Below are 22,939 nucleotides of genomic sequence, written 5' to 3'. Positions count from 1 at the left end.
GCGTTTTAACAGTGCAGCAAAATAGCCTGATTAAATTTACTGACGGGCAGATATTTCCATTAACCCGCAAAGCAAACGTTTGCAAATTATAGCAACCGTTTGCGCAGGGCATATTCTGTTAAAGGGCGATATTTTATTATGAAATATCTATCTAACTGATATTTAACAATAAAACTCATTGAGTCACTCTGGCATCACTTTTGCATTTCCAGTTACAAGCCATTTGCCTGCTATTACACAGTGAGAAAGCGAAGCCCTTTCTCAAAAGGAATTGCAATGTCAGTGAAATATACTCAAGCCATTCGTGGCCGCTTTTTTGATATTACCGCTACGGTTAAGCAACCAGAACTACTGGCTGATTATGCGCGCTATGTTGAGGATGGCCTGTTGCTGATCGACGAAGGGCGCATAGTCAGCCTGCAAAGCTGGGAGCAGGGACACCGGCTGCTGAGCGATCCGCATCAGGTGATTGATTACCGCAATAAGCTGATCGTGCCGGGCTTTGTCGACAGCCATATTCACTATCCGCAAACTGAAATGATCGGCGCTTTCGGCGAACAGCTGCTGGAGTGGCTCCAGCAATACACTTTCCCGGTGGAGAGCCAGTATCACTGCCCGCAACACGCGGCCAGAATGTCGGCGTTCTTTTTACATCAGTTGCTGAGCAATGGCACCACCACTGCACTGGTGTTTGGCACTGTGCATCCGCAATCGGTCGATGCGTTATTTACTGCGGCCGAACAGCTGGGTATGCGACTGATTGCCGGTAAAGTGATGATGGATCGCAATGCGCCGGATTATCTGATCGAAACTGCCGCTGACAGTTATCAGCAGACGCGCGCATTGATTGAACGCTGGCATAACCGTGGTCGACTGAGCTACGCCTTAACGCCGCGTTTTGCGCCAACCTCCTCACCGCAATTGCTGGCGAATGTGCGTCGCCTGCGACAGGAGTTTCCCGATACCTGGCTGCATACCCATTTAAGTGAAAACCCGCAGGAAGTGGCGTGGGTTAAAGCGCTGTTTCCTGAAAACAGCAGTTATCTCGATGTCTATCACCAGTATCAGCTGACCGGTCGTCGCAGCGTATTTGCCCACTGTCTGCATCTTGAAGAACAGGAGTGGGACTGCCTGCATCAGACCGAATCGTCCATCGCTTTCTGCCCGACCTCCAATCTGTTCCTTGGCAGCGGTCTGTTTGATCTGCAAAAGCGCTGGCAAAAACAGGTGCATTGCGGCATCGGCACCGACGTTGGTGCCGGAACCACCTTTAATCTGCTGCAAACACTGGGCGAAGCCTACAAAGTGGCGCAGCTGCAACATTATAAGCTGTCAGCCTGCGAAGCTTTCTACCATGCCACGCTGGGCGGCGCGCAGGCTCTGGATCTGGACGATAAGATTGGCAACTTCAATGCTGGCAAAGAGGCGGATTTTGTGGTGCTTGATCCGGCGGTTTCCGCGCTGCAACAGCTGCGCCATGGCAACAGCCGTGATATCTGGGAGCAGCTGTTTGTACTGATGACGCTGGGTGACGACCGCAATATTGCTGCCACCTGGGTTAATGGCGCCTGCGTCTGGCAGCGCGACAGCGTGGAGAAAGCGGCATGATTCAATTTTTGCTTAATCAGACGCTGATCAGCGAGCAGGAGATCGATCCGAATCTGACGGTACTGAACTATCTGCGCAACCATAAACAGCGTTGCGGCACCAAAGAGGGTTGCGCCTCCGGCGACTGTGGCGCCTGCACCGTAACGCTGGGCAAAGTGGTCGATGGCAGGATACGCTATGAAACCATTAACAGCTGTCTGACGCTGGTCAGCACGCTACAGGGCAAGCAGCTGATTACGGTGGAGGATCTGAAGCAGGGCCAGCAGCTGCATCCGGTTCAGCAGGCGATGGTCGACTGCCATGCGTCACAGTGCGGCTTCTGCACGCCGGGTTTTGTGATGTCGTTGTTTACTTTGCAGAAAAACAGTCAGTGCTGGGACCGCCATCAGATGGAAGAGGCGCTATCTGGCAACTTGTGCCGCTGCACCGGTTATCGCCCGATTGTCGATGCCGCGCGTCAGGCTTGCGATACTCCGCAGGAGGACAGTTTTTCCCGCCAGCAGCAGCAGGTGGCGCAGCGTTTACAGGCGCTGCAATCGGATCAATTGCAGGAAATTGCACGCGGTGAAAACCGCTGTCTGCTGCCAAAAACCGTGGCGCAACTGGCCGAAATCTATCAGCAATACCCGCAGGCAAAACTGCTGGCAGGCGGCACCGATCTGTCATTGCAAATCACCCAGCAGTATCAGGCTCTGCCATTACTGATCGCACTGGAACAGATTGATGAGCTGAAGCAGTGCCAGACCGGTGAGCAGGAGATGGTGCTGGGCGCTGGCGCCTCGCTGACGTACTGTTATCAGTTGCTGCAAGAACGCATCCCCGGTTTTGCCGCAATTCTGCAACGCTTTGCGTCGTTGCAGGTGCGTAATCAGGGCACGCTGGGCGGCAATATTGCGAATGCGTCGCCAATTGGTGATGCGTCGCCGATGCTGCTGGCGCTCAATGCTTCACTGATTTTGCAGCAGGGAGAACAGCAACGCCGATTGCCGCTGGCGCAATTTTTCAGCGGTTATCGTCAGACGGTACTGCAACCGGCAGAGTTTATCCGCGCAATTGTGATACCAAACGTGACAGGGTCACATCATTTTCATGCATGGAAAGTGTCAAAACGGCTTGATGATGATATTTCGGCGGTCTTCGCTGCTTTTAACCTGCAAATTGAACAGGAGGTGATTGTTGATGCGCGCGTCGCGTTTGGCGGCATGGCGGCTACCGCTAAGCGCGCCAGCGCCTGTGAACAGCAGCTTAACGGTCAGCGTTTTACCCCTGCCACGCTGGAAAAAGCCTGCCGCGCGCTGGAGCAGGACTTCCAGCCGCTTAGCGATTTCCGCGCCAGCGCTGATTATCGTTTGCAGGTAGCAAAAAACCTGCTGCGTCGTTACTACCATCTGTTGAGCGGCGATCTGAATGTCACGGAGGTAACACGCTATGTCTCGTAATCGTCCGGCAGTGGCCGAAGAGGTAATTGAACAGCAGTATCTGGCTGGCATTCAGAGCGGCGTGGGCCGCAGCAATAAACATGAGAGTGCGGAAAAGCATGTTGCCGGTGAAGCCATCTATATCGATGACCGGCTGGAGTTTCCTGGCCAGCTGCATCTCTGTCCGCGTCTGAGTGAGCACGCCCATGCACTGATCACCCGTATCGATACCAGCCCCTGTTACGCGATTCCCGGCGTGGTGCAGATATTAACCTGGCAGGATGTGCCGGGCGATGGCGATATCGGTCCTCTCGAACCCGGCGATCCGCTGATGGCGCAGGATCGGGTGGAGTATGTTGGTCAGGTGATTCTGGCGGTGGCAGCGGAAACGCCACAGGCAGCGCGCAAGGCGGCGCAGGCGGCGATTATTGAATACCAACTGCTGACGCCGGTGCTGGATGTGAAACAGGCGCTGGAGCAGCGCAGTTTTGTGCAGGAGCCGCATATCCATCAGTTGGGTGATGCGGAGGCGGCGCTGGCCCGCGCGCCTCATCGTATCAGCGGTGAGTTTCATATTGGCGGGCAGGAACATTTCTACCTGGAAACCCAGATTGCGCTGGTGATCCCGGGTGAAGATGCCTGTTTGCAGGTGCACTCCTCCACCCAGAACCCGACTGAAGTGCAGAAACTGGTGGCTTCGGTGATGGGCATCAGTATGAATAAAGTCACCATCGATATGCGCCGGATGGGCGGTGGTTTCGGCGGTAAAGAGACTCAGGCGGCGGGGGTTGCCTGCCTGTGCGCGATTGCCGCGCGCAGCAGCGGACGGCCGGTAAAAATGCGGCTGGCGCGCCGCGATGATATGCAGATCACCGGCAAACGCCACCCGTTCTATGTGCGTTATGAGGTTGGATATGACGATGACGGGCGTTTTTGCGGGGTGATAATCGATCTGGCCGGTAACTGTGGCTACTCACTCGATCTGTCCGGTTCGATTGTCGATCGCGCAATGTTTCATGCAGATAACGCCTATTACCTTGGCGATGTGCGTATTACCGGTTATCGCTGCCGCACCAATACCGCATCCAACACTGCCTATCGCGGCTTTGGTGGCCCGCAGGGCATGGTGGCGATTGAGCAAATTATGGATCATCTTGCACGGGCAGCGCGGCTTGATCCGCTGGAAGTGCGTAAACGTAACTATTACGGCAAAACCGAGCGCAATATCACCCATTATCACCAGCGGGTAGACGATAACCTGCTGGATGAAATCACCGCTCAGCTGGAACAGAGTGCGGATTATCAGGCGCGTCGCCGCGAAATCAGCGCTTTTAACGCCAGCAGCCGGTTTATTAAACGTGGGCTGGCATTAACGCCGGTAAAATTCGGCATCTCTTTTACTTCCAGTTTTCTTAACCAGGCCGGCGCGCTGATTCTGATCTACACCGACGGCACGGTGCAGCTGAATCATGGCGGTACCGAAATGGGACAGGGACTGAATACTAAAGTGGCGCAGATTGTCGCAGAAGTATTGCAGATCGACGTCGAACATATCCAGATCACCGCCACCGATACCGGCAAAGTACCTAATACCTCGCCAACCGCCGCCTCCAGCGGCACTGACCTGAATGGCAAAGCGGCGCAAAATGCAGCGCAGATCCTGCGTGATCGTATGGTGGAGATGCTGTGTAAGCTGCATAACTGTCTGCCGCAGGCGGTCAGTTTTAGCAATGGCATCGTCAGAGTTGCCGATAAGCATTTCACCTTTGCCGATGTGGCGCAGCTGGCCTGGCTGAATCAGGTGCCACTGTCGGCCACCGGTTTCTATAAAGTCCCCGGCATTCATTACGATCGTCAGGCCGGGCGCGGTACGCCGTTTTACTACTTTGCTTATGGCGCCGCCTGCGCTGAAGTGGTGATCGATACGCTGACCGGCGAATACCGGCTGCTGCGCGCCGATATTGTTCATGATGCAGGCGCCTCGCTAAATCCGGCGATCGATATCGGCCAGGTGGAGGGCGGATTTGTGCAGGGCATGGGCTGGCTGACTAGCGAAGAGCTGGTATGGAATGATCAGGGCCGCCTGCTGACTGATGGCCCGGCCAGCTATAAAATTCCGGCAATTGCCGACGTACCGGCCGACCTGCGGGTGACGCTGGTTGAAAACCGTAAAAACCCGCAAGACACCGTGTTTCATTCGAAAGCGGTGGGGGAACCGCCGTTTATGCTGGGGATTTCCGTCTGGTGCGCATTGCAGGATGCGGTGGCCAGCGTTGGTGGTTATCAGACCCATCCGCTGCTGGATGCGCCCGCGACACCGGAACGGGTATTCTGGGGCGCGAGCCGCCTGGCTGGAGGCGCTGATGATATATCATGACTGGATCAGCATCCTCGGCGAACTACGGGCCAGACGCGAACCCTGTGTGCTGCTTACGGTGCTGGAAGAGAAAGGCTCGGTGCCGCGTGACAGCGGCAGTAAAATGGTGGTCACCGCCGATCACAGTTTTCTCACTATCGGCGGTGGTCATCTGGAATATCAGTGCATTGCGCAGGCGCGTGCGATGCTGCAAAGCGGCCAGCAGGCGCCGCATAGCGAGCATTTTTCCCTTGGCGCGCGTCTCGGGCAGTGCTGCGGCGGCATGAGCACCATTCTGTTTGAACCACTGATGCAGCAACAGCCGCAAATCGCGGTATTCGGCGCCGGACATGTCGGTCAGGCGCTGGTTAATCTGCTGTCAACGTTACCCTGTCACGTAAACTGGATTGATGAGCGTGAAGGTCAGTTCGCTCAGGTGCCCGCCGGGGTCAGCGCCTGTTTTGCCGAAGATCCGCTGGAACAGGTCGCCGCGATGCCCGCTGGAAGCTATTTTATTGTAATGACCCATCACCATCCACGCGATCTTGAGCTGTGCGAGGCGATTCTGCGTCGTGGCGACTATCGCTACTTTGGCGTAATTGGCTCCGCCACCAAGCGCCAGCGCTTCGATTATCGTCTTGAAGGTAAGGGCTTTAGTCAGCAACAGCTGGCGACCATGCGCTGCCCGATTGGCTTAGCGGACGTTAAAGGCAAGTTACCGGCAGAGATTGCGGTGGCGATTGCCGGCGAAATTATTGCGGTTTATCAGCGCGCGCAGTGATTTTACTTTAAATTATTACTTTGCAGAGTAATAAGGAGAACACCGTAATGCCAGCCGAACGCCAGAACCCGTTTAGTCAGCCCAGCAATTTACCGTTCCAGACTCCCGCATTTGACCAGATCCATGACAGTGATTATCTGCCCGCCATCGAAGCCGGAATTCAGCAGAAGCGCGAAGAGGTTGAACGTATCGCCAATAACCCGGACGTCGCGACTTTCGATAACACTTTTGTGGCGCTGGAACGCAGTGGTCAGCTGTTAACGCGCGCCCTCAGCGTATTTGGCGCAATGACTTCAGCGCATACCAATGACCAGCTGCAAAAAATTGATGAAGAAACTGCGCCGCAACTGGCCGCCCTCGACGATGAGATCAAACTTAACAGCCAGCTGTTCGCCCGACTCGACAGCGTCTATCAGCAGCGCGCCAGCAGCCAGCTGACGCCGGAGTCACTGCGTTTAACCGAGGTCACCTGGCAGGCATTTAAGCTGGCCGGTGCGACGCTGTCGCAAAGCGAAAAACAGCAGCTGAAAGCGCTGAATCAGGAAGCGGCGACCCTTAGCACCCGCTTTACTAACCGGCTGTTGGCCGCCAGCAAAGCCGGGGCGCTGATTGTTAGCGATAAACAGCAGCTGGCGGGACTGAGTAGCGAAGAGATCGAAGCCGCCGCCGATGCCGCCAGCCAGCGCGGTTTACAGGAACGCTGGCTGCTGGCGCTGCAAAACACCACGCAGCAACCGGCGCTGCAAGTCCTCAGCCAGCGCGAAACCCGTGAAGCGCTGTTTAACGCTTCCTGGCAGCGTGCAGAGCAGGGCGATGATAACGATACACGCCAGATTATTGCGCGCCTGGCGCAGGTGCGTGCCGGTCAGGCGCAGTTACTCGGTTTTAACAGCTATGCAGCGTGGAAATTACAGGATCAGATGGCGAAAACACCACAGGCGGCGCTGGAATTTATGCGAAGGATTGTACCGGCGGCCAGCGCGCGTGCCGGGCGCGAAGCCGCCGATATTCAGGCGGTAATCGACCAGCAGCAGAGTGTTTTTAAACTGGCACCCTGGGACTGGGCTTTCTATGCCGAACAGGTGCGTCGCGCCCGATACGATCTCGATGAGGCGCAAATTAAACCGTATTTCGCGCTGAATAATGTGCTGGAAAAGGGGGCGTTTTATGCCGCTACTCAGCTGTACGGCATCACCTTTCAACTGCGCGGCGATCTGCCGGTCTGGCATCCCGATGTGAATGTCTATGAAGTTTTCGATGCTGACGGCAGTTCGCTGGCACTGCTGTATACCGATTTCTTTAAGCGCGACAGCAAGGGCGGTGGTGCGTGGATGGGCAACTTTGTCGATCAGTCAACACTGCTGGGCATGAAGCCGGTGATCTATAACGTCTGCAACTACAATAAGCCGCTGGCCGGACAACCGGCGCTGCTTAGCTGGGATGAAGTGATCACTCTGTTCCATGAGTTCGGCCATGCGCTGCACGGTATTTTTGCCGATCAGCAATACCCGAGTCTTTCCGGTACCGCCACACCGCGCGATTTTGTTGAATTCCCGTCACAGATTAACGAACACTGGGCCAGCGACAGCCAGGTGTTTAAAAACTTCGCCTGTCATTATCGCACTGGCGAACCGATGCCGCAGGCGCTGCACGATAAGATCATCAGGGCCGATAAATTTAATAAAGGCTACGATATGACGGAACTGCTGGCGGCCGCGCTGCTGGATCAGCACTGGCACAACCTGCAGGCGGATCAGCCACTGCAGGATGTCGATCAGTATGAGCAAAAAGCACTACAGCATGAGCAGATGAATTTAGCGGAAGTGCCGCCGCGCTACCGTTCCAGTTACTTTCAGCATATCTGGGGCAACGGTTATGCCGCCGGTTACTACGCCTATCTGTGGACACAAATGCTGGCCGATGATGGTTTCGCCTGGTTCCGTGAACATGGCGGCCTGACACGTGAAAACGGTCAGCGCTTTCGGGACGCTATTTTATCCAGGGGTAATAGTACCGATCTGAAATTATCGTATAATCACTGGCGCGGTCAGGAGCCGGATATCGAGCCAATGCTGCTGAATCGCGGTCTGAAATAACCCTAATCGTGGACGGGGCGTAAGGATTCGCCCCATAGCAAGGAGCAGGTAATTATGTCATTTATATCGCTATCCCGCCGTCGTGGAGTGCTGGCCGCCGCCGCTTGCGTCGTGACCTTACTGCTAGCGCCACCCCCGCTGCTGGCGCAGCCCGAAACGCTGGCGCAACAGCTGCGTGCGCTGGAACAGTCGGCCAATGGCCGTCTCGGCGTAACGTTGATTGACAGTGGTTCGCTGCGGGAGTTGCATTATCGTAGTGATGAGCGCTTTGCCATGGCCAGCACATTTAAGACGCTGGTTGGCGCCGCTGTGTTGCAACGTAGTGTGAAACAACCGGATCTGCTGAAAAAGCGCATTAACTATAAGCAGAGCGATCTGGTGACTTACTCCCCGGTTACCGAGAAAAAACTGGCGCAAGGAATGACGATCGCAGAGCTTTGCGCTGCCACGATTGAGCTAAGCGATAATACCGCGGCGAATTTACTGGTGCGTGAACTTGGCGGCCCGCAGAGCATTACCAGCCTGGCGCGGGAATTAGGTGATAAGAAAACCCGCCTTGATCAACTGGAGCCAATGCTGAACAGCGCCATTCCGGGTGATGCACGCAATACCACCACGCCGCGCGCGATGGCGTCAAATGTGCAGCAGCTGGCGCTGGGTAAGGCGCTGCCTGCCGCCCGGCAGCAGCAGCTGATTACCTGGTTAAAACAGAGCAAGACCGGGGCGGAAAGTATCCGCGCCGGTGTACCAGCAGGCTGGCCGGTCGGTGATAAAACCGGGGCAGGCGGGTATGGCACGACCAATGATGTGGCGATTATCTGGCCACCAAAAGGGAAACCGCTCATCCTCGCTATCTATTTTACCCAGAAACACCAGCATGCCGAAGCGCGACGCGATGTGCTGGCCAGCGCTACCCGTCTGGTGCTGGCGGAATGGGCCAGGGGTTAACATTATTGATGATGGGGCAATCATAATTGCCCCTGTATTGTCGTCAGGAATAGCGAATTTTTGAAGACGGAGTATAAATTGCCCATTAAGATGCGCAGAATCATCATAATGATAAAAGGAGCGCAGTTATGTCGGCAATTACACGTGCGAAAGGTTTGACACAATTGTTTTCATTAAAAGAAATTTTTTTAGGGAATATTACATCGTTAATAAAAGGTATCTACAATTGCAGTAAAACCCTCAATTTTTCAATCAACTATAAGGCGGGGGGGACTGATCTGTCTGATGGTCAACAAAAAACCTATAACTATAGGTTTAAACATATAATAAAAATTGATACAGATGCAAAAATAACAGAATTCAGCATAAACGCTGAGTCACCAGGTTATAAACATACTGTTAATTTAAATCTGGAAACTAACAGTTTCCCGTCCCATTCTGCAGAATGTAAAATTAATGAAAAAGAGATTGAGAAAAGGGGGTATTTAAGTAATCGCAATAAACTAGAGGTAAAAATTGAAAGCGCGATGGGGGAGATGGAGAGAATTGGCAGGGTGAAAACAAAGCACGTCAGGTTGGAAAACGGATCTTACCAACCCTGCAACAGAGATTTTACAGATTTATTGCAGGGTTTTATTCCGGGGAAATATAAGAAGTCCCTTACTGATGTTAAGATAATATATAGCACCACTCAAAAGGAAGAGATCCTGTCTATCCTCAGAAATCAAATTAAAAATTATTATGATGAGATTAGTGTGCTGAATTTTAAATTAAAAAAAGTAAACAGGGATATATACACTTACCGCCAGAATCTGCAATCCATTAAATAAAAAAACGTTTTTGTCATATACCATAAACAGAACGGATAGCAAAGCGGGCCACTAATATGGCCTGCAGAAAATCTGTTACTCCAGCTATAGCGATAAGGAAAATCAGCAGTGGGAATAGGGAAAGTTTTAGGCTCAATTAGCGCACAACAACTATATCCATTAAAACATAATGAAAAAAAATCAACTTCAGTCGAACATATTAAAATTATTACTAACCTTCCGGTTGAGTGTAATGTAAAACCTGCAGGCGGATCAAATCAACTGCCGGTTATTAGTAATGGGATTAACCTTTCCACCAGTAGTGAAATAAAACCAAATGTGATGCAGCAATACCAGTCGCGAGTCAATTTAATTGCCACTTTATACAGGGAGATGGCTGTCAAATTAAACGGTAGCAAGGCATCATCAATGTTTCCACCTTGTAATGTTAGCGGTGCATTAGCAGTGGAAGTAATCTCCGGTCTCACCAGTTTTATTGAGTCAAATAAAAATGCAAGGGAAGTTGAGGAAACGCAGTATAAGAATGAACAAAGTGACACTAAGGAAACTATAAAACTCGTCCAGGCCAAAAAAGAGACAATAAGAAAGATTGTAACCGCCCGCATCAGACTTGATGACGGTACTTACAAATCCTGTAGCGAAAGTTTTTTTAACCTGTCGGGTATGATGGCATGGTTGTTCCCCGGAAAATATCAGCAAACGATTAAATATAAACAAACGATCAAAAACATCAAAGTTGAATACGGCACCTCACAAAAAGATAAAATTTTAGTAAATCTTGAACGGCAACTGAACGAACTGAGAATAAAAAGTGATGACTTAGCTGGGAAATTGAGCCAGGCAAATAAAGATATACGCAGTTATGATCAGCATCTGAATATTTTAACCGATGCAAAAAATTTTTTTTCAACCTGACCATAGTAAGTCTGACAATATTGCGGGCCAGCGAATGCTGGCCCGCAGCACACCCGTTACTCTAACGGGCCACCTAAAATGGTTTCACACATACCGGCAAGAATGCGTTCACCGGTCTCCAGTTTCAGTTCCTGATACCACTGCTCGGTCACCGCCATCTCTTTGCCATGCGTTACATCACAGCGTTTGCGCGCTTTCAGCACCAGATCTGTTACCCGCCCGACGCGTTTCTGCTGATAGCGCAGCAGGGCATCTTCAATGCCCAGCGAATGGGTTTGCAGCGCCGTCGCCAGCACCACAGCATCTTCCATCGCTGCGCAACCTCCCTGACCTATATCCGGTGTGGTACTGTGAGCGGCATCACCCAGCAGCGCCACCCGACCTTTAACCAGCGACATAAAAGGTTCGATATCGTGAATTTCAATCCGGTTAGTGGTGCCCGGATTGATACTGGCTATCAGCTGCTGTACCTGTGGCGCCCAGCCGCTAAAGTAGCGTTGCAGATCGGCACGCACCGTGCTGCGATCTTCCGCCAGTCCCTGCGGCAGTGGCACATCAAAAAAGAAATAGAAGCGATTACCACTGACCGGCATCAGCGATACGCGTTTTCCTTCGCCAACAAAGGTAGTCCACTGATCGGCGGGTGCAATGCTTTCATCAATTTCCACCAGGCCGTTCCAGTTGACATACCCGGCGTAGCGTCGTTCAGCCTGGTAACCTAATACGTGCTGACGGACCACTGAATGCGTGCCATCGGCGGCAATTAACAGATCGCCATGCGCTTCGCTGCCATCCTCAAAGAACGCAGTAACACCACTGGTGGACTGTTCTACCGCAGTCACGCGTTTACCGAACTGCACGGCATCGCGGCCATAACTATCCAGCAGCATCGCCTGTAGCTCGGCGCGCGCTACCGGGTAAGGGCGTTCACCCACGCTTTTAATCAGCGGATCCATACTGAAGCGGGTCAGCGTCTGACCCTGCTGGTATTCGTTATAGGCCATATAGTGCATCGGGCCGCCAAGCGCGCGCAGCGACTCTTTCATGCCAAGATAATTCAGACATTTCACGCCGTTAGGCCAGATGGAAATCGCCGCGCCAACCGGTTTAATCTCTTTTACTGCTTCGTATACCGCAGTTTCGATACCAAAACGCCTCAGCGCAATGGCTGCACACATCCCACCAATACCGCCACCCATCACGATCGCTTTCATTGCATTCTCCCGTAAGTCTCTACAGTAAAGAGCAATTTTTGTACCAGTTTGCAAAATACCGGGTTATCTCATTGCGACCATTTCAGGCGAAATACGCAACCGTTTGCTGAGCAACAAGCGGGCGTTGTGCTGGCGCAGTGCGCGATGGTGGTGCAACCAAAAATCACTGGTAATCAGAGGGGCAGGCAGGGATAGTTAAGCATTGAATTTACGAGGGTTAATAATGAAAATTGCCTGTTTACATGCGGCCGAAAGCAATATTGCGCTGTTTGAAAAAAGTTTGCAGCAGCTGGCGACGCCAGACGTCACCTTGCTGCATCAGGTTGAAGCACCGTTACTGGCAGATGCAGAGCGGGCCGCAGCCATGACCCCAGCCATTATCCGCGCAACGCAACAGGTGATTGCTGAGCTGTGCCAGCAGGCTGATGCGGTGATTATCAGCTGTACCACGCTGGGGGTGGCAGCAGCGGAAAGCCAGCGGTTCAGTAAACCGGTGCTGCGGCTGGATGCGGCACTGGTGGAACAGGCCTTTACCGGCAGCCGCAATATTGTGGTGCTGTGTACCGCGCCCACTACGCTGGCACCAACACGCGCACTGTTTTTGCAACGGCAGAGTGCAACCCGGCAGGTCACGGTTGAATGTGTTCCCGATGCCTGGACGCAGTTTAAAGCCGGGGATCTTGCTGCTTATAATCGCTGTATCGCCGATTACGCCGATGATTATCTGTCCCGCCATCGCGAGTGTGATTGTCTGGTGCTGGCGCAATCCTCAATGAGCGAAGCCGCGGGTGAAATTAATACCGCGGTGAAGATACTTACCGGCCCGACGGCCAGCCTGCAGGCTGCGGTGAATAGCGGCCTGCAGGACTAAGCCTGCGCTTTACTCTCCATCACCTGCAATAACGTATCCAGCAAGCCGGGAAAACGGGCGTCCAGGTCTTCCCGGCGCAGCGAAATTAAATTCTCCCGTCCCTGCGGCCGCTGCCAGATCACGCCACTGTCGCGCAATACCCGCCAGTGATGGGTCATGGTCGATTTGGCGACATCCCGACGCAACAGTCCGCAGGCCTGTTCACCCTGATTCGCCAGCGTCTGGACTATCTCCAGCCGCATCGGGTTACCGAGCGCAAAAAGCACATTTTCCAGCCGGAGTTGTTCACGTTCGGGGTGATTGGCGATCATAATATTCCTGTGACGATGGCGGTTTGCGGCGGAGCGCTAATATAACAAAGTGTGGCAGCAATGCCAGCGCAGCGGCGGATCCGTTCATCGGCAATAACAATGGCTCAAATAGTTCGTATATACTCGTACTATTGTACTATGATACTCGTCAGCAGCAACTCAATCAGGTCGGAAAAAAAATCTGGCCGTAACTTGTCATACTGACTAAGGACGCATCATGCCCCGAACCATCCCCATCGAACGTTATCGCAACATTGGTATTTCCGCCCATATTGATGCCGGTAAGACCACCACCACTGAACGTATCCTGTTTTACACTGGCATGAGCCATAAACTGGGAGAAGTTCATGATGGCGCAGCGACGACCGACTGGATGGCGCAGGAGCAGGAGCGCGGGATTACCATTACTTCGGCCGCAGTAAGCTGCTTCTGGCCGGGTATGGATAACGGTTTTACGCCACACCGTATCAATATTATCGATACGCCAGGGCACGTCGACTTCACCATTGAAGTGGAACGGTCTATGCGCGTGCTCGACGGCGCGGTGATGGTCTATGACTCGGTAGGAGGCGTGCAGCCGCAGTCGGAAACCGTCTGGCGTCAGGCGAATAAATATCATGTGCCGCGGCTGGCATTTGTAAACAAAATGGACCGTGCCGGCGCAGATTTTTTCCACGTGGTGCAAATGATGATCGATCGTCTGAAAGCCAGTCCGGTGCCGGTGGTTATCCCGATTGGCAGCGAAGAGCGCTTTGCTGGCGTAGTCGACCTGAACAAAATGCGCGCGATCTACTGGGATGACGCCACTCAGGGCATGACCTTTAATTATGCGCCGATCCCGGAAGCGCTGGTGCCGACCGCACAGCTGTGGCGCGAGAAAATGGTGTCCGCGGCGGCGGAAGCCAGCGAAGCGCTGATGGATAAGTATCTGGAGCAGGGCGACCTCAGTGAAGAAGAAGTGACGCTGGGCCTGCGTCTGCGCACGGTGGCCGGTGAAATTCAGCCCGTACTGTGCGGCAGTGCGTTTAAAAATAAAGGCGTGCAGCGCATGCTGGATGCGGTAGTGGAGCTGATGCCGTCGCCACTGGATATTCCGGCGGTGAAAGGAATTGATGAGCAGGGTGAACAGGTGGAACGTCACGCCGATGACAATGAAAAGTTCTCGGCGCTGGCGTTTAAACTGATGACCGACCCTTATGTTGGTCAGCTGACCTTTGTGCGTGTCTATTCCGGCGTGCTGCATAAAGGCGATAGCGTCTATAACCCGGTTAAAGGTAAGAAAGAGCGCATCGGGCGTATTGTGCAGATGCATGCCAATACCCGTCACGAAGTGGACGAGATCCGCGCGGGGGATATTGCCGCCTGTGTCGGCCTGAAAGAGGTCACCACCGGTGAGACTCTGTGTGATCCGAATGCCGTTCTGACGCTGGAGCGTATGGAGTTTCCGGATCCGGTGATTTCACTGGCGATTGAACCGAAGACCAAGGCCGATCAGGAGAAAATGGGCATCGCGCTGCAACGACTGGCAGCGGAAGATCCGTCGTTTCATCTGCATACCGACGAAGAGTCGGGTCAGACGATTATTTCCGGCATGGGAGAGCTGCATCTGGAAATTATCGTGGACCGCATGAAACGTGAATTTGGCGTCGAAGCCAATATTGGTCGTCCGCAGGTCACCTATCGCGAAACCGTACGCAAAACGGTTAAAGATGTGGAAGGAAAATTTGTCCGCCAGTCGGGCGGTAAAGGGCAGTATGGTCATGTGGTGCTGACGCTGGAACCGCTGGAAGCAGGCAAAGGCTTTATCTTTGACGATGCGACCAAAGGTGGCGTGGTGCCGCGCGAGTATATTCCTTCGGTGGAAAAGGGGATCCGCGAAGCGCTGAACAGCGGCGTGGTGGCGGGATATCCGGTGGTGGATGTTAAAGCGACCTTAACCTTCGGCTCATACCATGAAGTCGACTCCTCGGAGCTGGCGTTCAGAATGGCGGCGATCTTTGGTTTTAAAGAGGCGGCGCGGCAGGCCAGCCCGGTGATTCTGGAACCGGTAATGCATGTCGAGGTGGAAACACCGGAAGAGTACGCCGGTAACGTTATGGGCGATCTCTCTTCACGACGCGGTATGGTACAGGGGATGGATGAACTGCATGGTGGCCGGGTGATCCGCGCCGAGGTGCCGCTATCCGAGATGTTCGGGTATGCGACCACCTTGCGTTCGATGTCACAGGGACGCGCCACCTACAGTATGGAGTTCCATCATTACGCCGAAGCGCCGCGCAATGTGGCTGATACCATTATTGCTGCACGTAAATCGCTGTAACTGGTCTGTAGGGGAGCCGTTCTCGGCTCCCGTTTCGCCGCTCCTACGCATTTTTCCGGCTAACCACCAGCCATACCGCCACACAGACGATAACTGCGCCACCAATAAAGCCCTGATTAATGGTTTCACCCAGCACCAGATATCCCCATAAAATCGCGAAAGGTGGGATCAGGAACGTCACCGTCAGCGTGCGCATCGGCCCGATATCCGCGACGAGGCGGAAGTAGATAATATAGGCAAGGGCAGTACAAATCAGCCCGAGCGCCAGAACACAGAGCCAGACCAGCGGCTGTCCCCAGTTAACCGGCGGTTGCGTGGTGATGGAGAACAGAAAAAACGGCAGCAGGAACAGCGTGGCGCCGATCTGGCTGCCACATGCGACGATCACCGGATCAAGGCCGCCGCGTTCGGAGATCCAGCGACGCGTCAGATAGCCGGCAATACCATAACAGCCGGTAGCCACCAGACAGGCCACCACACCAGCAATAACTAAGGACGTGGAGTGCACTTCACCGGTAGTGGTGATCAGCATAATGCCGCACAAGCCGATAAAAACCCCCAGCCACTTTTTAATCGTGAGTTTCTCAGCAAAGAAACTGAAGCCAATCAGCGCGCCCATTAACGGCGTGGTGGCATTAAGAATCGCTGAATAACCTGCTGGCAGCCATTTTGCCGCCAGGCAGTACATCAGAAAGGGCAGACCGGAGTTGATCACCCCCAGCAGCAGCGCAGACCTGAGTTTGCCATGAAACTGCAGGCTGGAGCGTAACAGCAGAATAATGGCGCCAAGGCCGATACAGCCAAACAGGACGCGCAAAAACGCAGTATTGATCGCGCCAAAGGCGGGCGCTGCAATACGCATAAACAAAAAACTGGCGCCCCAGATGGCGGCTAATAACAACAGTCGTACATAATCTGATTGGCGCATTGACATTCCCTGAACGAATTTATTGATGCAAATCATAAGGCCAATATGCTGACAAGGCTACTGCACATGATATCTTTAGTTAGCAGACGAATAATTAAAGGAAGCGATACCGATGCCGGTTACAGGAAGCCTGACTGATCAACTGACGCACCAGATTTATCTCTCCGTTCCGCTTTTTATTCTGATTTTCACCGGTTATGGCTTAAGTAAATTTGCACAATGGCCGGCCACCGTCACTGAGGCGCTTAACCGGTTCTGTTTTAATGTTGCGCTGCCTTGCATGCTGTTTACGGTAATGAGCCAGTTTTATACCAATCCCCCCGTGGATGCCCGCCTGCTATTCGCCTTCTTTGGCAGCTGTTTGCTGGTTTACCTGCTTGGGCGGATTATCGCCGCCAGAGTGTTTGCGCTGGACGGGGTATCTGGATCGGTGTTTGCGCTTGGCGGCGTGTTTTCCAATAACGTGATGCTGGGGATCCCGGTGGCGACCATTTTACTGGGGCAGGAATCGCTGCCTTCGGTCGCGCTGGTGCTGGTATTTAATGGTTTGATCCTGTGGACACTGGTCACCGTCTCGGTTGAGTGGGCGCGTACCGGCAATTTTTCGCTGCCGGGCATTGGCCGCACGCTGCTCGGTGTGCTGCGTAATCCGCTGATCATCGGCATTATGCTGGGATTTGCCTGGAGCGCGCTGCATCGGCCACTTCCTTATGTGATTAGTGCGCCAGTCAATATGCTGGCGCAGATCGCCGCGCCGTTATCGCTGGTGACACTGGGGATGAGCCTGGCCGGGTATAAAATCAGTGAAGGCCTGCGCGAAAGTTACGCCATCTGTATACTGAAACTGCTGGTTCAGCCGCTGGTTATCTGGCTGCTGGCGTGGTCAATCGATCTGCCGCTGCATGAAAGCCGGGTGGTCGTGCTGTTAGGGTCGATGGCGGTAGGGGTGAATGTCTATCTGATGTCGCAGAAGTTCCAGGTTTTACAAGGCGCATCGGCCACCAGCTTACTGTTTTCTACCGTGTTATCGGCGTTGACCACGCCACTGTTTATGATGCTGATGACGCTGTATTACGTTTAAAATGCAGTTTATCTGGTATCTGGTATCTGGTATCTGGTATCAGGTAACAGAAAAGGCGCAAAGCGTTCCCGGTTAAGTTTTTCACAGGGATGTCAGGTTGCTGTCAGCTTCCTGTCGTGGAGCCTGACGGTTATCCCGCCGATACTGTGGGCATGTTATTAACATGCAGCGAAAGGGAGAACGAAAATGAGCAGCAGTAATAAAGTACGCAATTTGCGGCTGGCCAGAGCCTGGTCGCAGGAGCAGCTGGCGGAGATGGCATCCCTGAGTGTGCGCACCGTGCAGCGCATTGAAAACGGCGAGCAACCGAGTCTGGAAACACTCAGTGCGCTGGCGGCGGTGTTTGATACCAGTGTGGCCGAACTGACGGATAACGGTATTCCGGCTGAACAGTCGCTGGATCAGATAATTGCCGACGCCAGGCAGCGAATCGAAGCAGAGAAGCGCTTTTATCGGGCGGCAGTGACCGCCGTCGTGGTCTGCACGCTACTCTGGTTCCTGAACCAGGCGACCTCAGCAGATAACTACTGGTCGGCCTGGGTGGCGCTGATCTGGGGCGCACTGTTACTGGTAAAGGGTTTTCGTCTGTTCGTGCTGCGCGGGGTAATTGAACGCTGGCAGAATCACCGTCTGCAGCGGCTGGTGCGTAAGTAAACCGGCTGACATCAGAATATTTGCACAAGGGGCGGGCAGTCAGTATGGTGTGGGCAATTGTTGTTTGCTACCGGATTGATTATGACTGCCCACACCTCGAATGACCCGCTGCATGGCGTAACCCTCGAAGCCATTGTTAACGCCCTGGTGGCTCGCTATGGTTGGGCGGAACTGGCCAAACGCATCAATATTAACTGCTTTAAAAGCGATCCCAGCGTTAAATCCAGCCTGAAGTTTCTGCGTCGTACACCCTGGGCTCGCCAGGAAGTGGAAGCCTTATATATTGATTCACTGAGCGAGCCGCAGACAACCCGTGACCAGCTGCCCGCAGACAGCCCATGGGCTAACTGGCAGGGTAAAAAATAGTACGCCGCCCCAAAGATCGGGGCAGCGACTTACTGCTTGCCTTGCTCAACCCAGAAGGCAAGGTCTTCTACCGCTTGCAGACTCAGTTCCGCGGAGGGATAGCCCGGCAGATGCTGCGTGTAGCGCCGGATCACGCGCACCGCTGCCGGTGTCTGATGGATCTTTGCAATAATCTCCTCAGCAGTTGCCTGTAAGGCATCATCCGGCACCACACGGGTGACCAGGCCAATGCGTTGTGCTTCATCGGCTGGCACATGCCGTCCGGTGATCACCAGATCTTCCGCAACACGCGGTGAGATAAAGTGGGGCAGATAGGCGACGACAATCAACGGCGCCAGATTATGATCGATCTCATCAAAGCCAAAATGGGCGCTTTCTGCGGCCAGCGAAATCGTGCTGTGCAGCGAAATACCCGAGCCAAATCCCAGCGCATGCCCCTGCACCAGCGCAATACTGACCCCGCTAAAAGCACGTAACTTCGCATTGGCTTCGAGGATTAGCGCAAGATTTTGTCGCAACGGCACATCCGGTAAGCGCTCTTTTTGATCGCGGCCAAAGGTAAAGTCAGCGCCCTGCGCGGCGATAACTAATACGGCGGCTTCAGCTGTCTGCGCCTGATCGATGGCGGCGATAAAATCCAGCATCGCCTGACGGGTAAAGCGATTGCCGGTTGCCGGGCTGTTTAGCGTGATACGTGCCACGCCGTGGTTAAACTGATACTCAATCATGGTGGACTCCAAATCCCAGGTTTTCTCGTAACGTTGTTCCGTGGTAATCCTGATGAAAAACGCCGCGCTGTTGCAGCAATGGCACCACCGAATCGACAAAGCGATGCAGGCCGTCCGGCAGCGAGTCAATCATCAGATTAAAACCATCGGCGGCCTGATGCTGATACCAGTGCTCAATCAGGTCGGCGATTTGTGCCGGTGTCCCAATGGCCTGTAAATGACCACCGCCATTGCGGTATAGCAACTCGCGTACCGTCAGGTTTTCCTCGCTGGCCAGCCGCAGCGCAGCATCGCGAAAACCTTCCGCGCCGCAAAAATTCGGGTTGCTGAGGATTTTGTCGACCGGCAGCGGCTTATCCAGTGCTAAATCGCTGACCTCCACCCCTAAACGTAATGCCAGCTTTTTCAGTTCACTTTCACCGGCCAGCGCATCCAGCTGTGCCTTGCGCGCATGGGCTTCGGCTTCGCTGGTGCCAATAATCGGCATCAGTCCCGGCAGCACCTTTATCTGCTGGTGATCGCGGCCAAAGCCTCGCGCCCGCTGTTTGATATCCTGATAAAAGTGTTGTGCGCTGCGCAGGGTATTCTGGGCGGTGAAGACAATATCGGCATTGCGCGCCGCCAGCTGGCGACCGGCTTCCGACGCACCGGCCTGAAACAGTACCGCGTGCTGCTGTCTGGATGGCGGCAGGGTTAGCGGACCCTGCACATCAAAATGGTCGCCATGATGGTTAACTGGCTGAATGCGTGCCGTATCGGCGAAGATTCCGCCGCTTTTATCGTCGACAATCGCGCCAGGCTGCCAGCTTTGCCATAGCGCACGCACCACATCGACAAACTCTTCCGCGCGCTGATAACGCGCTGCGACGGGCGGCAACCCTTGCTGACCAAAATTAGCCGCCACGTCAGGGACAAAAGTGGTCACTATATTCCAGCCCGCGCGACCGTTGCTCAGATGGTCGAGCGTCATAAAGCGCCGGGCCAGATTGAACGGGTCGTTAAAGGTAGTGGAGGCGGTGGCCACCAGACCGATATGTTGAGTGATATTCGCCAGCGAGGAGAGTACGGTAACCGGATCCATCGCGCCGAGATTCGGACGCTGGTAAGCTTCTTCACCGGCAGCCAGCGTATCCGCCAGAAACAGGGCATGCAATTTACCCCGTTCGGCGGTCAGCGCGATATCGCGATAAAAAGCGGCATCAAGATATGCCGCGCCAGAACGCGTGGTCAGACGCCATGCAGCCGGATGCATACCCAAACCCAGCAGCGTGACATTCAGGATCAACCCCCCGCTCATGGCAGATCCCGTCGTAAATTGCGCTGTTTCAGTAACGGCAATACCTGCTCAGCAAAGAATGCCAGTTCGGGCGCATAGTCGTAAAAACCGAGCTGTACGCCATCGATACCCGCCTGATGCAGTTGTTCAAGCTCATCGGCAACATCCTGCGGACTGCCAATAATCTGGATATGGCCGCCCAGCACCCGGTCCGCGGGAATATGCTGTTTCCAGCCGTGTGCATCGCCGCCGGAGTGGCGGGCGGTATACGCCTGGATCGAGGCTTTATCGGCCTGAGCCACAATCGCATCGCGATACGCAAAGGCTTCTTCGCGCGTCGGTCGACAGATAATCAGCGGGAAAATAATGATTTTAGGCGTTTTTCCCTGCTGCTGGTAAGCGGTTCTGATCGATGCAGTATGGGCAGGCAATGCCGTTATCGCCTGTGCAAAAACCGCGCCCGCCGGGCTGGAGGTAAACACAATATCTGAGTGTTGCGCAGCATAGGCAAAACCGGCTGGCGAAGCACTGGCGGAGACCATAATTGGTCGGCCATAGCGGGGGGCAGGCGATACCCATGCCTGTTGCAGCTGGTAAAAGTCCCCGGCAAAATCGAGATTATCCTCACCCTGCCACAGGGTCTCCATTATCGTGGAGAATTCGCTGGCTTGCTGGTAACGCGCATCATGATCCAGCCGGTCCATACCAAACATCAGCGGCTCTTTGGCGTCATAGCCGGTGACGATATTCAGGCCAAAACGCCCTTTGGCGATATGGTCGGCGGTGGCGGCAAAGCGCGCCAGATATAACGGGTGCAGATTGCCATACAGCACATTGACGGTGGAGATGGTGATAATGCGTGACGTCAGTGAGCTTAACGCCACGGTGGTGATAAACGGATCGAGAAAGTTTTCCCGATAGTGCATCTCACCGCCAAAGCCACCTTTTGGCACCCATTGTTGCAGGCTGAAGACAAAATCAAAACCATACTTCTCCGCCGCCAGCGTCAGTTGCGCATTGTAATCAAATGACCAGTCGGTGGCGCGCGGATGGGTGGATTGTGAAAATCCACCGGTCTGGGTCGGCAGAAACAGCCCCAGCATCAGCGGTTGTCTGGCTGCCAGCGCCAGCGGGCTGTCAGGATAATCGAGCGGCCCCACAGTTTGCTCAGACATCTTCTCTCTCCTCAGTTATCAGTTGGCTTTAAAGCTGTCCCACAGCGGAGTGAATGAGGTATCTACCACCTCCTTCCACGCCGGAAGCGGGGCTTTAATTGACTGACTCTCCAGCAACAGATGACCGGTTTTATTCAGCGCGCTCTCGGTCAGCACCGGCGAAAAGGTGTGCAGCTGACGTTGAATGGATTTTTTCACCACAGCGACACCAGGATTGCCATACTCCTTGTTTGCCACTTCAGCGACCGCATCGAGATTTTCCGGCGCAACGATGTAGCGCAGCGAAGCCACGATTGCATTTACTACTTTTTCGCTGGTTTCACGGTTTTCAGTGATATATTCGCGGGTAGTTTGCAGCGTGGTATAGCCCAGCCCCTGGAAGACATCCGGCCCCTGGCCATTGGTCAGATCGAGCACGTACTGCCATTTATCGCCGCCTTCCACTGCAATTACGTTCCAGGGCTCCATCACAAACGCCGCGTCAATTTCACCGGCTTCACCTGCGGTCAGCTGGCGGTCTGCGCCACGCACCGGAATCAGCGTAAGATCTTTTTCCGGGTCCAGTCCGGCATCTGCCGCAATATAGCGCATCGAGACATCAGCAAAGCCGCCGCGCGCCAGCGTGCCGACACGCAGCCCTTGCAGATCCTTCACGGTTGGCGCGCGTCCCAGTGACTTCACGCTCTCCTTGCGCACAATCACTGCCCCGGCAAAGTCGGTCTGTAAATTGGCGACGCTGACAATCTGCTGGCCTTTTTTTACCGCCTTAAGATTGTTTTCAAAGGCGGCGTCGATAAACTGCACCGAACCGCCAATCAACGCGGCGGTGGCCGGTACGCCACCGGCAAAGTAATCAATGGAGACATCCAGTCCCTGCTGAGCAAAAAAACCTTTCTCTTTGGCTACCAGAATCGGCAGCCCCAGAAGCGAGCGGTTGGAGACGCCAATATGCAGCTCTTCCGCCACCGCACCCTGACTCACGATCAGACTGCTGATTAACAGCGCGGCACTGGCCAGTAACTTATGTTGCTTTGTGGGTAAAAAACGTTTCATCATTACTCCG

At 54.0% G+C, this 22,939-nt stretch carries 20 protein-coding genes; 13 read left to right on the top strand and 7 right to left on the bottom strand.

Annotated elements, in window-relative coordinates; translation table 11 throughout:
- The first annotated feature begins 276 nt into the window (after positions 1–276).
- The 8 genes from guaD (at position 277) to N5923_RS20010 (ending at position 10,952) form a co-directional block, all read left to right on the top strand.
- Complete coding sequence (gene guaD, locus N5923_RS20045; RefSeq protein WP_267145265.1) at positions 277–1,608, top strand: guanine deaminase; 1,332 nt, start codon at positions 277–279, stop codon at positions 1,606–1,608.
- Positions 1,605–3,047: a xanthine dehydrogenase small subunit gene (xdhA, locus tag N5923_RS20040; RefSeq protein WP_267141813.1), complete on the top strand. Its 1,443-nt coding sequence runs from the start codon at positions 1,605–1,607 to the stop codon at positions 3,045–3,047. The genes guaD and xdhA overlap by 4 nt, the downstream gene beginning before the upstream one ends.
- Positions 3,037–5,403, top strand: a complete 2,367-nt coding sequence (xdhB, locus tag N5923_RS20035) for a xanthine dehydrogenase molybdopterin binding subunit (RefSeq protein ID WP_267141814.1) — start codon at positions 3,037–3,039, stop codon at positions 5,401–5,403. Before xdhA ends, xdhB begins: the two co-directional genes overlap by 11 nt.
- Positions 5,390–6,163 (top strand): xanthine dehydrogenase accessory protein XdhC, encoded by a 774-nt coding sequence (gene xdhC, locus N5923_RS20030; protein ID WP_267141815.1) that lies wholly within the window; start codon positions 5,390–5,392, stop codon positions 6,161–6,163. Before xdhB ends, xdhC begins: the two co-directional genes overlap by 14 nt.
- Before the next feature lie 47 nt (positions 6,164–6,210).
- Entirely contained in the window at positions 6,211–8,259 is a 2,049-nt protein-coding gene (dcp, locus tag N5923_RS20025) for a peptidyl-dipeptidase Dcp (RefSeq protein WP_267141816.1), read from the top strand.
- A gap of 54 nt (positions 8,260–8,313) precedes the next feature.
- Positions 8,314–9,207 (top strand): class A beta-lactamase, encoded by an 894-nt coding sequence (bla, locus tag N5923_RS20020; RefSeq protein WP_267141817.1) that lies wholly within the window; start codon positions 8,314–8,316, stop codon positions 9,205–9,207.
- Positions 9,208–9,335: 128 nt separating this feature from the next.
- Positions 9,336–10,037, top strand: coding sequence for a hypothetical protein (locus N5923_RS20015; RefSeq protein ID WP_267145264.1), 702 nt, complete (start codon positions 9,336–9,338; stop codon positions 10,035–10,037).
- Between the two features lie 108 nt (positions 10,038–10,145).
- Positions 10,146–10,952: a hypothetical protein gene (locus tag N5923_RS20010; RefSeq protein WP_267141819.1), complete on the top strand. Its 807-nt coding sequence runs from the start codon at positions 10,146–10,148 to the stop codon at positions 10,950–10,952.
- Positions 10,953–11,008: 56 nt separating this feature from the next.
- On the opposite strand, the gene hpxO is transcribed toward N5923_RS20010, so the two are convergent.
- Positions 11,009–12,166, bottom strand: coding sequence for an FAD-dependent urate hydroxylase HpxO (gene hpxO / locus N5923_RS20005; RefSeq protein WP_267141820.1), 1,158 nt, complete (start codon positions 12,164–12,166; stop codon positions 11,009–11,011).
- A gap of 223 nt (positions 12,167–12,389) precedes the next feature.
- On the opposite strand from hpxO, the gene N5923_RS20000 reads away from it, so the two are divergent.
- On the top strand, positions 12,390–13,037 hold the full coding sequence (locus N5923_RS20000) for an aspartate/glutamate racemase family protein (RefSeq protein WP_267141821.1): 648 nt from the start codon (positions 12,390–12,392) through the stop codon (positions 13,035–13,037).
- Here N5923_RS20000 and N5923_RS19995 read toward each other — a convergent pair.
- The gene (locus N5923_RS19995) at positions 13,034–13,348 is read right to left on the bottom strand and encodes an ArsR/SmtB family transcription factor (RefSeq protein WP_267141822.1); all 315 of its coding nucleotides are present in this window, start codon (positions 13,346–13,348) and stop codon (positions 13,034–13,036) included. The genes N5923_RS20000 and N5923_RS19995 overlap by 4 nt on opposite strands.
- Positions 13,349–13,565: 217 nt before the next feature.
- Here N5923_RS19995 and fusA point away from each other — a divergent pair, with 217 nt between their 5' ends.
- Complete coding sequence (gene fusA, locus N5923_RS19990) at positions 13,566–15,668, top strand: elongation factor G (protein WP_267145263.1); 2,103 nt, start codon at positions 13,566–13,568, stop codon at positions 15,666–15,668.
- 43 nt (positions 15,669–15,711) lie between these two features.
- Here the strand turns inward: fusA and N5923_RS19985 are convergent, their stop codons facing one another.
- Positions 15,712–16,596 carry a DMT family transporter gene (locus tag N5923_RS19985; protein ID WP_267141823.1) on the bottom strand — a complete coding sequence of 295 codons (885 nt, stop codon included), beginning with the start codon at positions 16,594–16,596 and terminating at the stop codon, positions 15,712–15,714.
- A gap of 112 nt (positions 16,597–16,708) precedes the next feature.
- Here N5923_RS19985 and N5923_RS19980 point away from each other — a divergent pair, with 112 nt between their 5' ends.
- From N5923_RS19980 to N5923_RS19970, 3 genes are all read left to right on the top strand, one after another.
- On the top strand, positions 16,709–17,677 hold the full coding sequence (locus N5923_RS19980) for an AEC family transporter (RefSeq protein WP_267141824.1): 969 nt from the start codon (positions 16,709–16,711) through the stop codon (positions 17,675–17,677).
- A gap of 186 nt (positions 17,678–17,863) precedes the next feature.
- Positions 17,864–18,331, top strand: a complete 468-nt coding sequence (locus N5923_RS19975) for a helix-turn-helix domain-containing protein (protein WP_267141825.1) — start codon at positions 17,864–17,866, stop codon at positions 18,329–18,331.
- 81 nt (positions 18,332–18,412) lie between these two features.
- Positions 18,413–18,697 carry a VF530 family protein gene (locus tag N5923_RS19970; protein WP_267141826.1) on the top strand — a complete coding sequence of 95 codons (285 nt, stop codon included), beginning with the start codon at positions 18,413–18,415 and terminating at the stop codon, positions 18,695–18,697.
- A gap of 29 nt (positions 18,698–18,726) precedes the next feature.
- Here the strand turns inward: N5923_RS19970 and N5923_RS19965 are convergent, their stop codons facing one another.
- Genes N5923_RS19965 through N5923_RS19950 form a run of 4 tightly spaced genes read right to left on the bottom strand, consistent with a single transcriptional unit; the run spans position 18,727 to position 22,929 of the window.
- Positions 18,727–19,425 (bottom strand): enoyl-CoA hydratase/isomerase family protein, encoded by a 699-nt coding sequence (locus N5923_RS19965; protein WP_267141827.1) that lies wholly within the window; start codon positions 19,423–19,425, stop codon positions 18,727–18,729.
- Positions 19,418–20,722, bottom strand: a complete 1,305-nt coding sequence (locus tag N5923_RS19960) for an LLM class flavin-dependent oxidoreductase (RefSeq protein WP_267141828.1) — start codon at positions 20,720–20,722, stop codon at positions 19,418–19,420. The genes N5923_RS19965 and N5923_RS19960 overlap by 8 nt, the downstream gene beginning before the upstream one ends.
- Positions 20,719–21,876, bottom strand: a complete 1,158-nt coding sequence (locus tag N5923_RS19955; protein ID WP_267141829.1) for an LLM class flavin-dependent oxidoreductase — start codon at positions 21,874–21,876, stop codon at positions 20,719–20,721. The genes N5923_RS19960 and N5923_RS19955 overlap by 4 nt, the downstream gene beginning before the upstream one ends.
- A gap of 18 nt (positions 21,877–21,894) precedes the next feature.
- A complete protein-coding gene (locus N5923_RS19950; protein WP_267141830.1) occupies positions 21,895–22,929 on the bottom strand; it encodes an ABC transporter substrate-binding protein in 1,035 nt (344 codons plus the stop codon).
- Between the last annotated feature and the right edge of the window lie 10 nt (positions 22,930–22,939).

The sequence above is a fragment of the Winslowiella arboricola genome, assembly GCF_025527015.1.
Lineage (GTDB): Bacteria > Pseudomonadota > Gammaproteobacteria > Enterobacterales > Enterobacteriaceae > Erwinia > Erwinia arboricola.
The sequence above is the reverse complement of the archived record's forward strand: the minus strand, read 5'-3'. Positions and strand labels throughout refer to the sequence as shown.

Excerpts from the sequence above, each read along its gene's own strand:
- N5923_RS19975 (WP_267141825.1), top strand. The coding sequence starts at position 17,864 with ATGAGCAGCAGTAATAAAGTACGCAATTTGCGGCTGGCCAGAGCCTGG.
- N5923_RS20000 (WP_267141821.1), top strand. The coding sequence starts at position 12,390 with ATGAAAATTGCCTGTTTACATGCGGCCGAAAGCAATATTGCGCTGTTT.
- N5923_RS19995 (WP_267141822.1), bottom strand. The coding sequence starts at position 13,348 with ATGATCGCCAATCACCCCGAACGTGAACAACTCCGGCTGGAAAATGTG.
- N5923_RS19970 (WP_267141826.1), top strand. The coding sequence starts at position 18,413 with ATGACTGCCCACACCTCGAATGACCCGCTGCATGGCGTAACCCTCGAA.
- guaD (WP_267145265.1), top strand. The coding sequence starts at position 277 with ATGTCAGTGAAATATACTCAAGCCATTCGTGGCCGCTTTTTTGATATT.
- xdhA (WP_267141813.1), top strand. The coding sequence starts at position 1,605 with ATGATTCAATTTTTGCTTAATCAGACGCTGATCAGCGAGCAGGAGATC.
- N5923_RS19950 (WP_267141830.1), bottom strand. The coding sequence starts at position 22,929 with ATGAAACGTTTTTTACCCACAAAGCAACATAAGTTACTGGCCAGTGCC.
- xdhC (WP_267141815.1), top strand. The coding sequence starts at position 5,390 with ATGATATATCATGACTGGATCAGCATCCTCGGCGAACTACGGGCCAGA.
- N5923_RS19955 (WP_267141829.1), bottom strand. The coding sequence starts at position 21,876 with ATGTCTGAGCAAACTGTGGGGCCGCTCGATTATCCTGACAGCCCGCTG.
- N5923_RS20015 (WP_267145264.1), top strand. The coding sequence starts at position 9,336 with ATGTCGGCAATTACACGTGCGAAAGGTTTGACACAATTGTTTTCATTA.
- dcp (WP_267141816.1), top strand. The coding sequence starts at position 6,211 with ATGCCAGCCGAACGCCAGAACCCGTTTAGTCAGCCCAGCAATTTACCG.
- N5923_RS19980 (WP_267141824.1), top strand. The coding sequence starts at position 16,709 with ATGCCGGTTACAGGAAGCCTGACTGATCAACTGACGCACCAGATTTAT.
- hpxO (WP_267141820.1), bottom strand. The coding sequence starts at position 12,166 with ATGAAAGCGATCGTGATGGGTGGCGGTATTGGTGGGATGTGTGCAGCC.
- xdhB (WP_267141814.1), top strand. The coding sequence starts at position 3,037 with ATGTCTCGTAATCGTCCGGCAGTGGCCGAAGAGGTAATTGAACAGCAG.
- bla (WP_267141817.1), top strand. The coding sequence starts at position 8,314 with ATGTCATTTATATCGCTATCCCGCCGTCGTGGAGTGCTGGCCGCCGCC.
- N5923_RS19985 (WP_267141823.1), bottom strand. The coding sequence starts at position 16,596 with ATGCGCCAATCAGATTATGTACGACTGTTGTTATTAGCCGCCATCTGG.
- fusA (WP_267145263.1), top strand. The coding sequence starts at position 13,566 with ATGCCCCGAACCATCCCCATCGAACGTTATCGCAACATTGGTATTTCC.
- N5923_RS19965 (WP_267141827.1), bottom strand. The coding sequence starts at position 19,425 with ATGATTGAGTATCAGTTTAACCACGGCGTGGCACGTATCACGCTAAAC.
- N5923_RS19960 (WP_267141828.1), bottom strand. The coding sequence starts at position 20,722 with ATGAGCGGGGGGTTGATCCTGAATGTCACGCTGCTGGGTTTGGGTATG.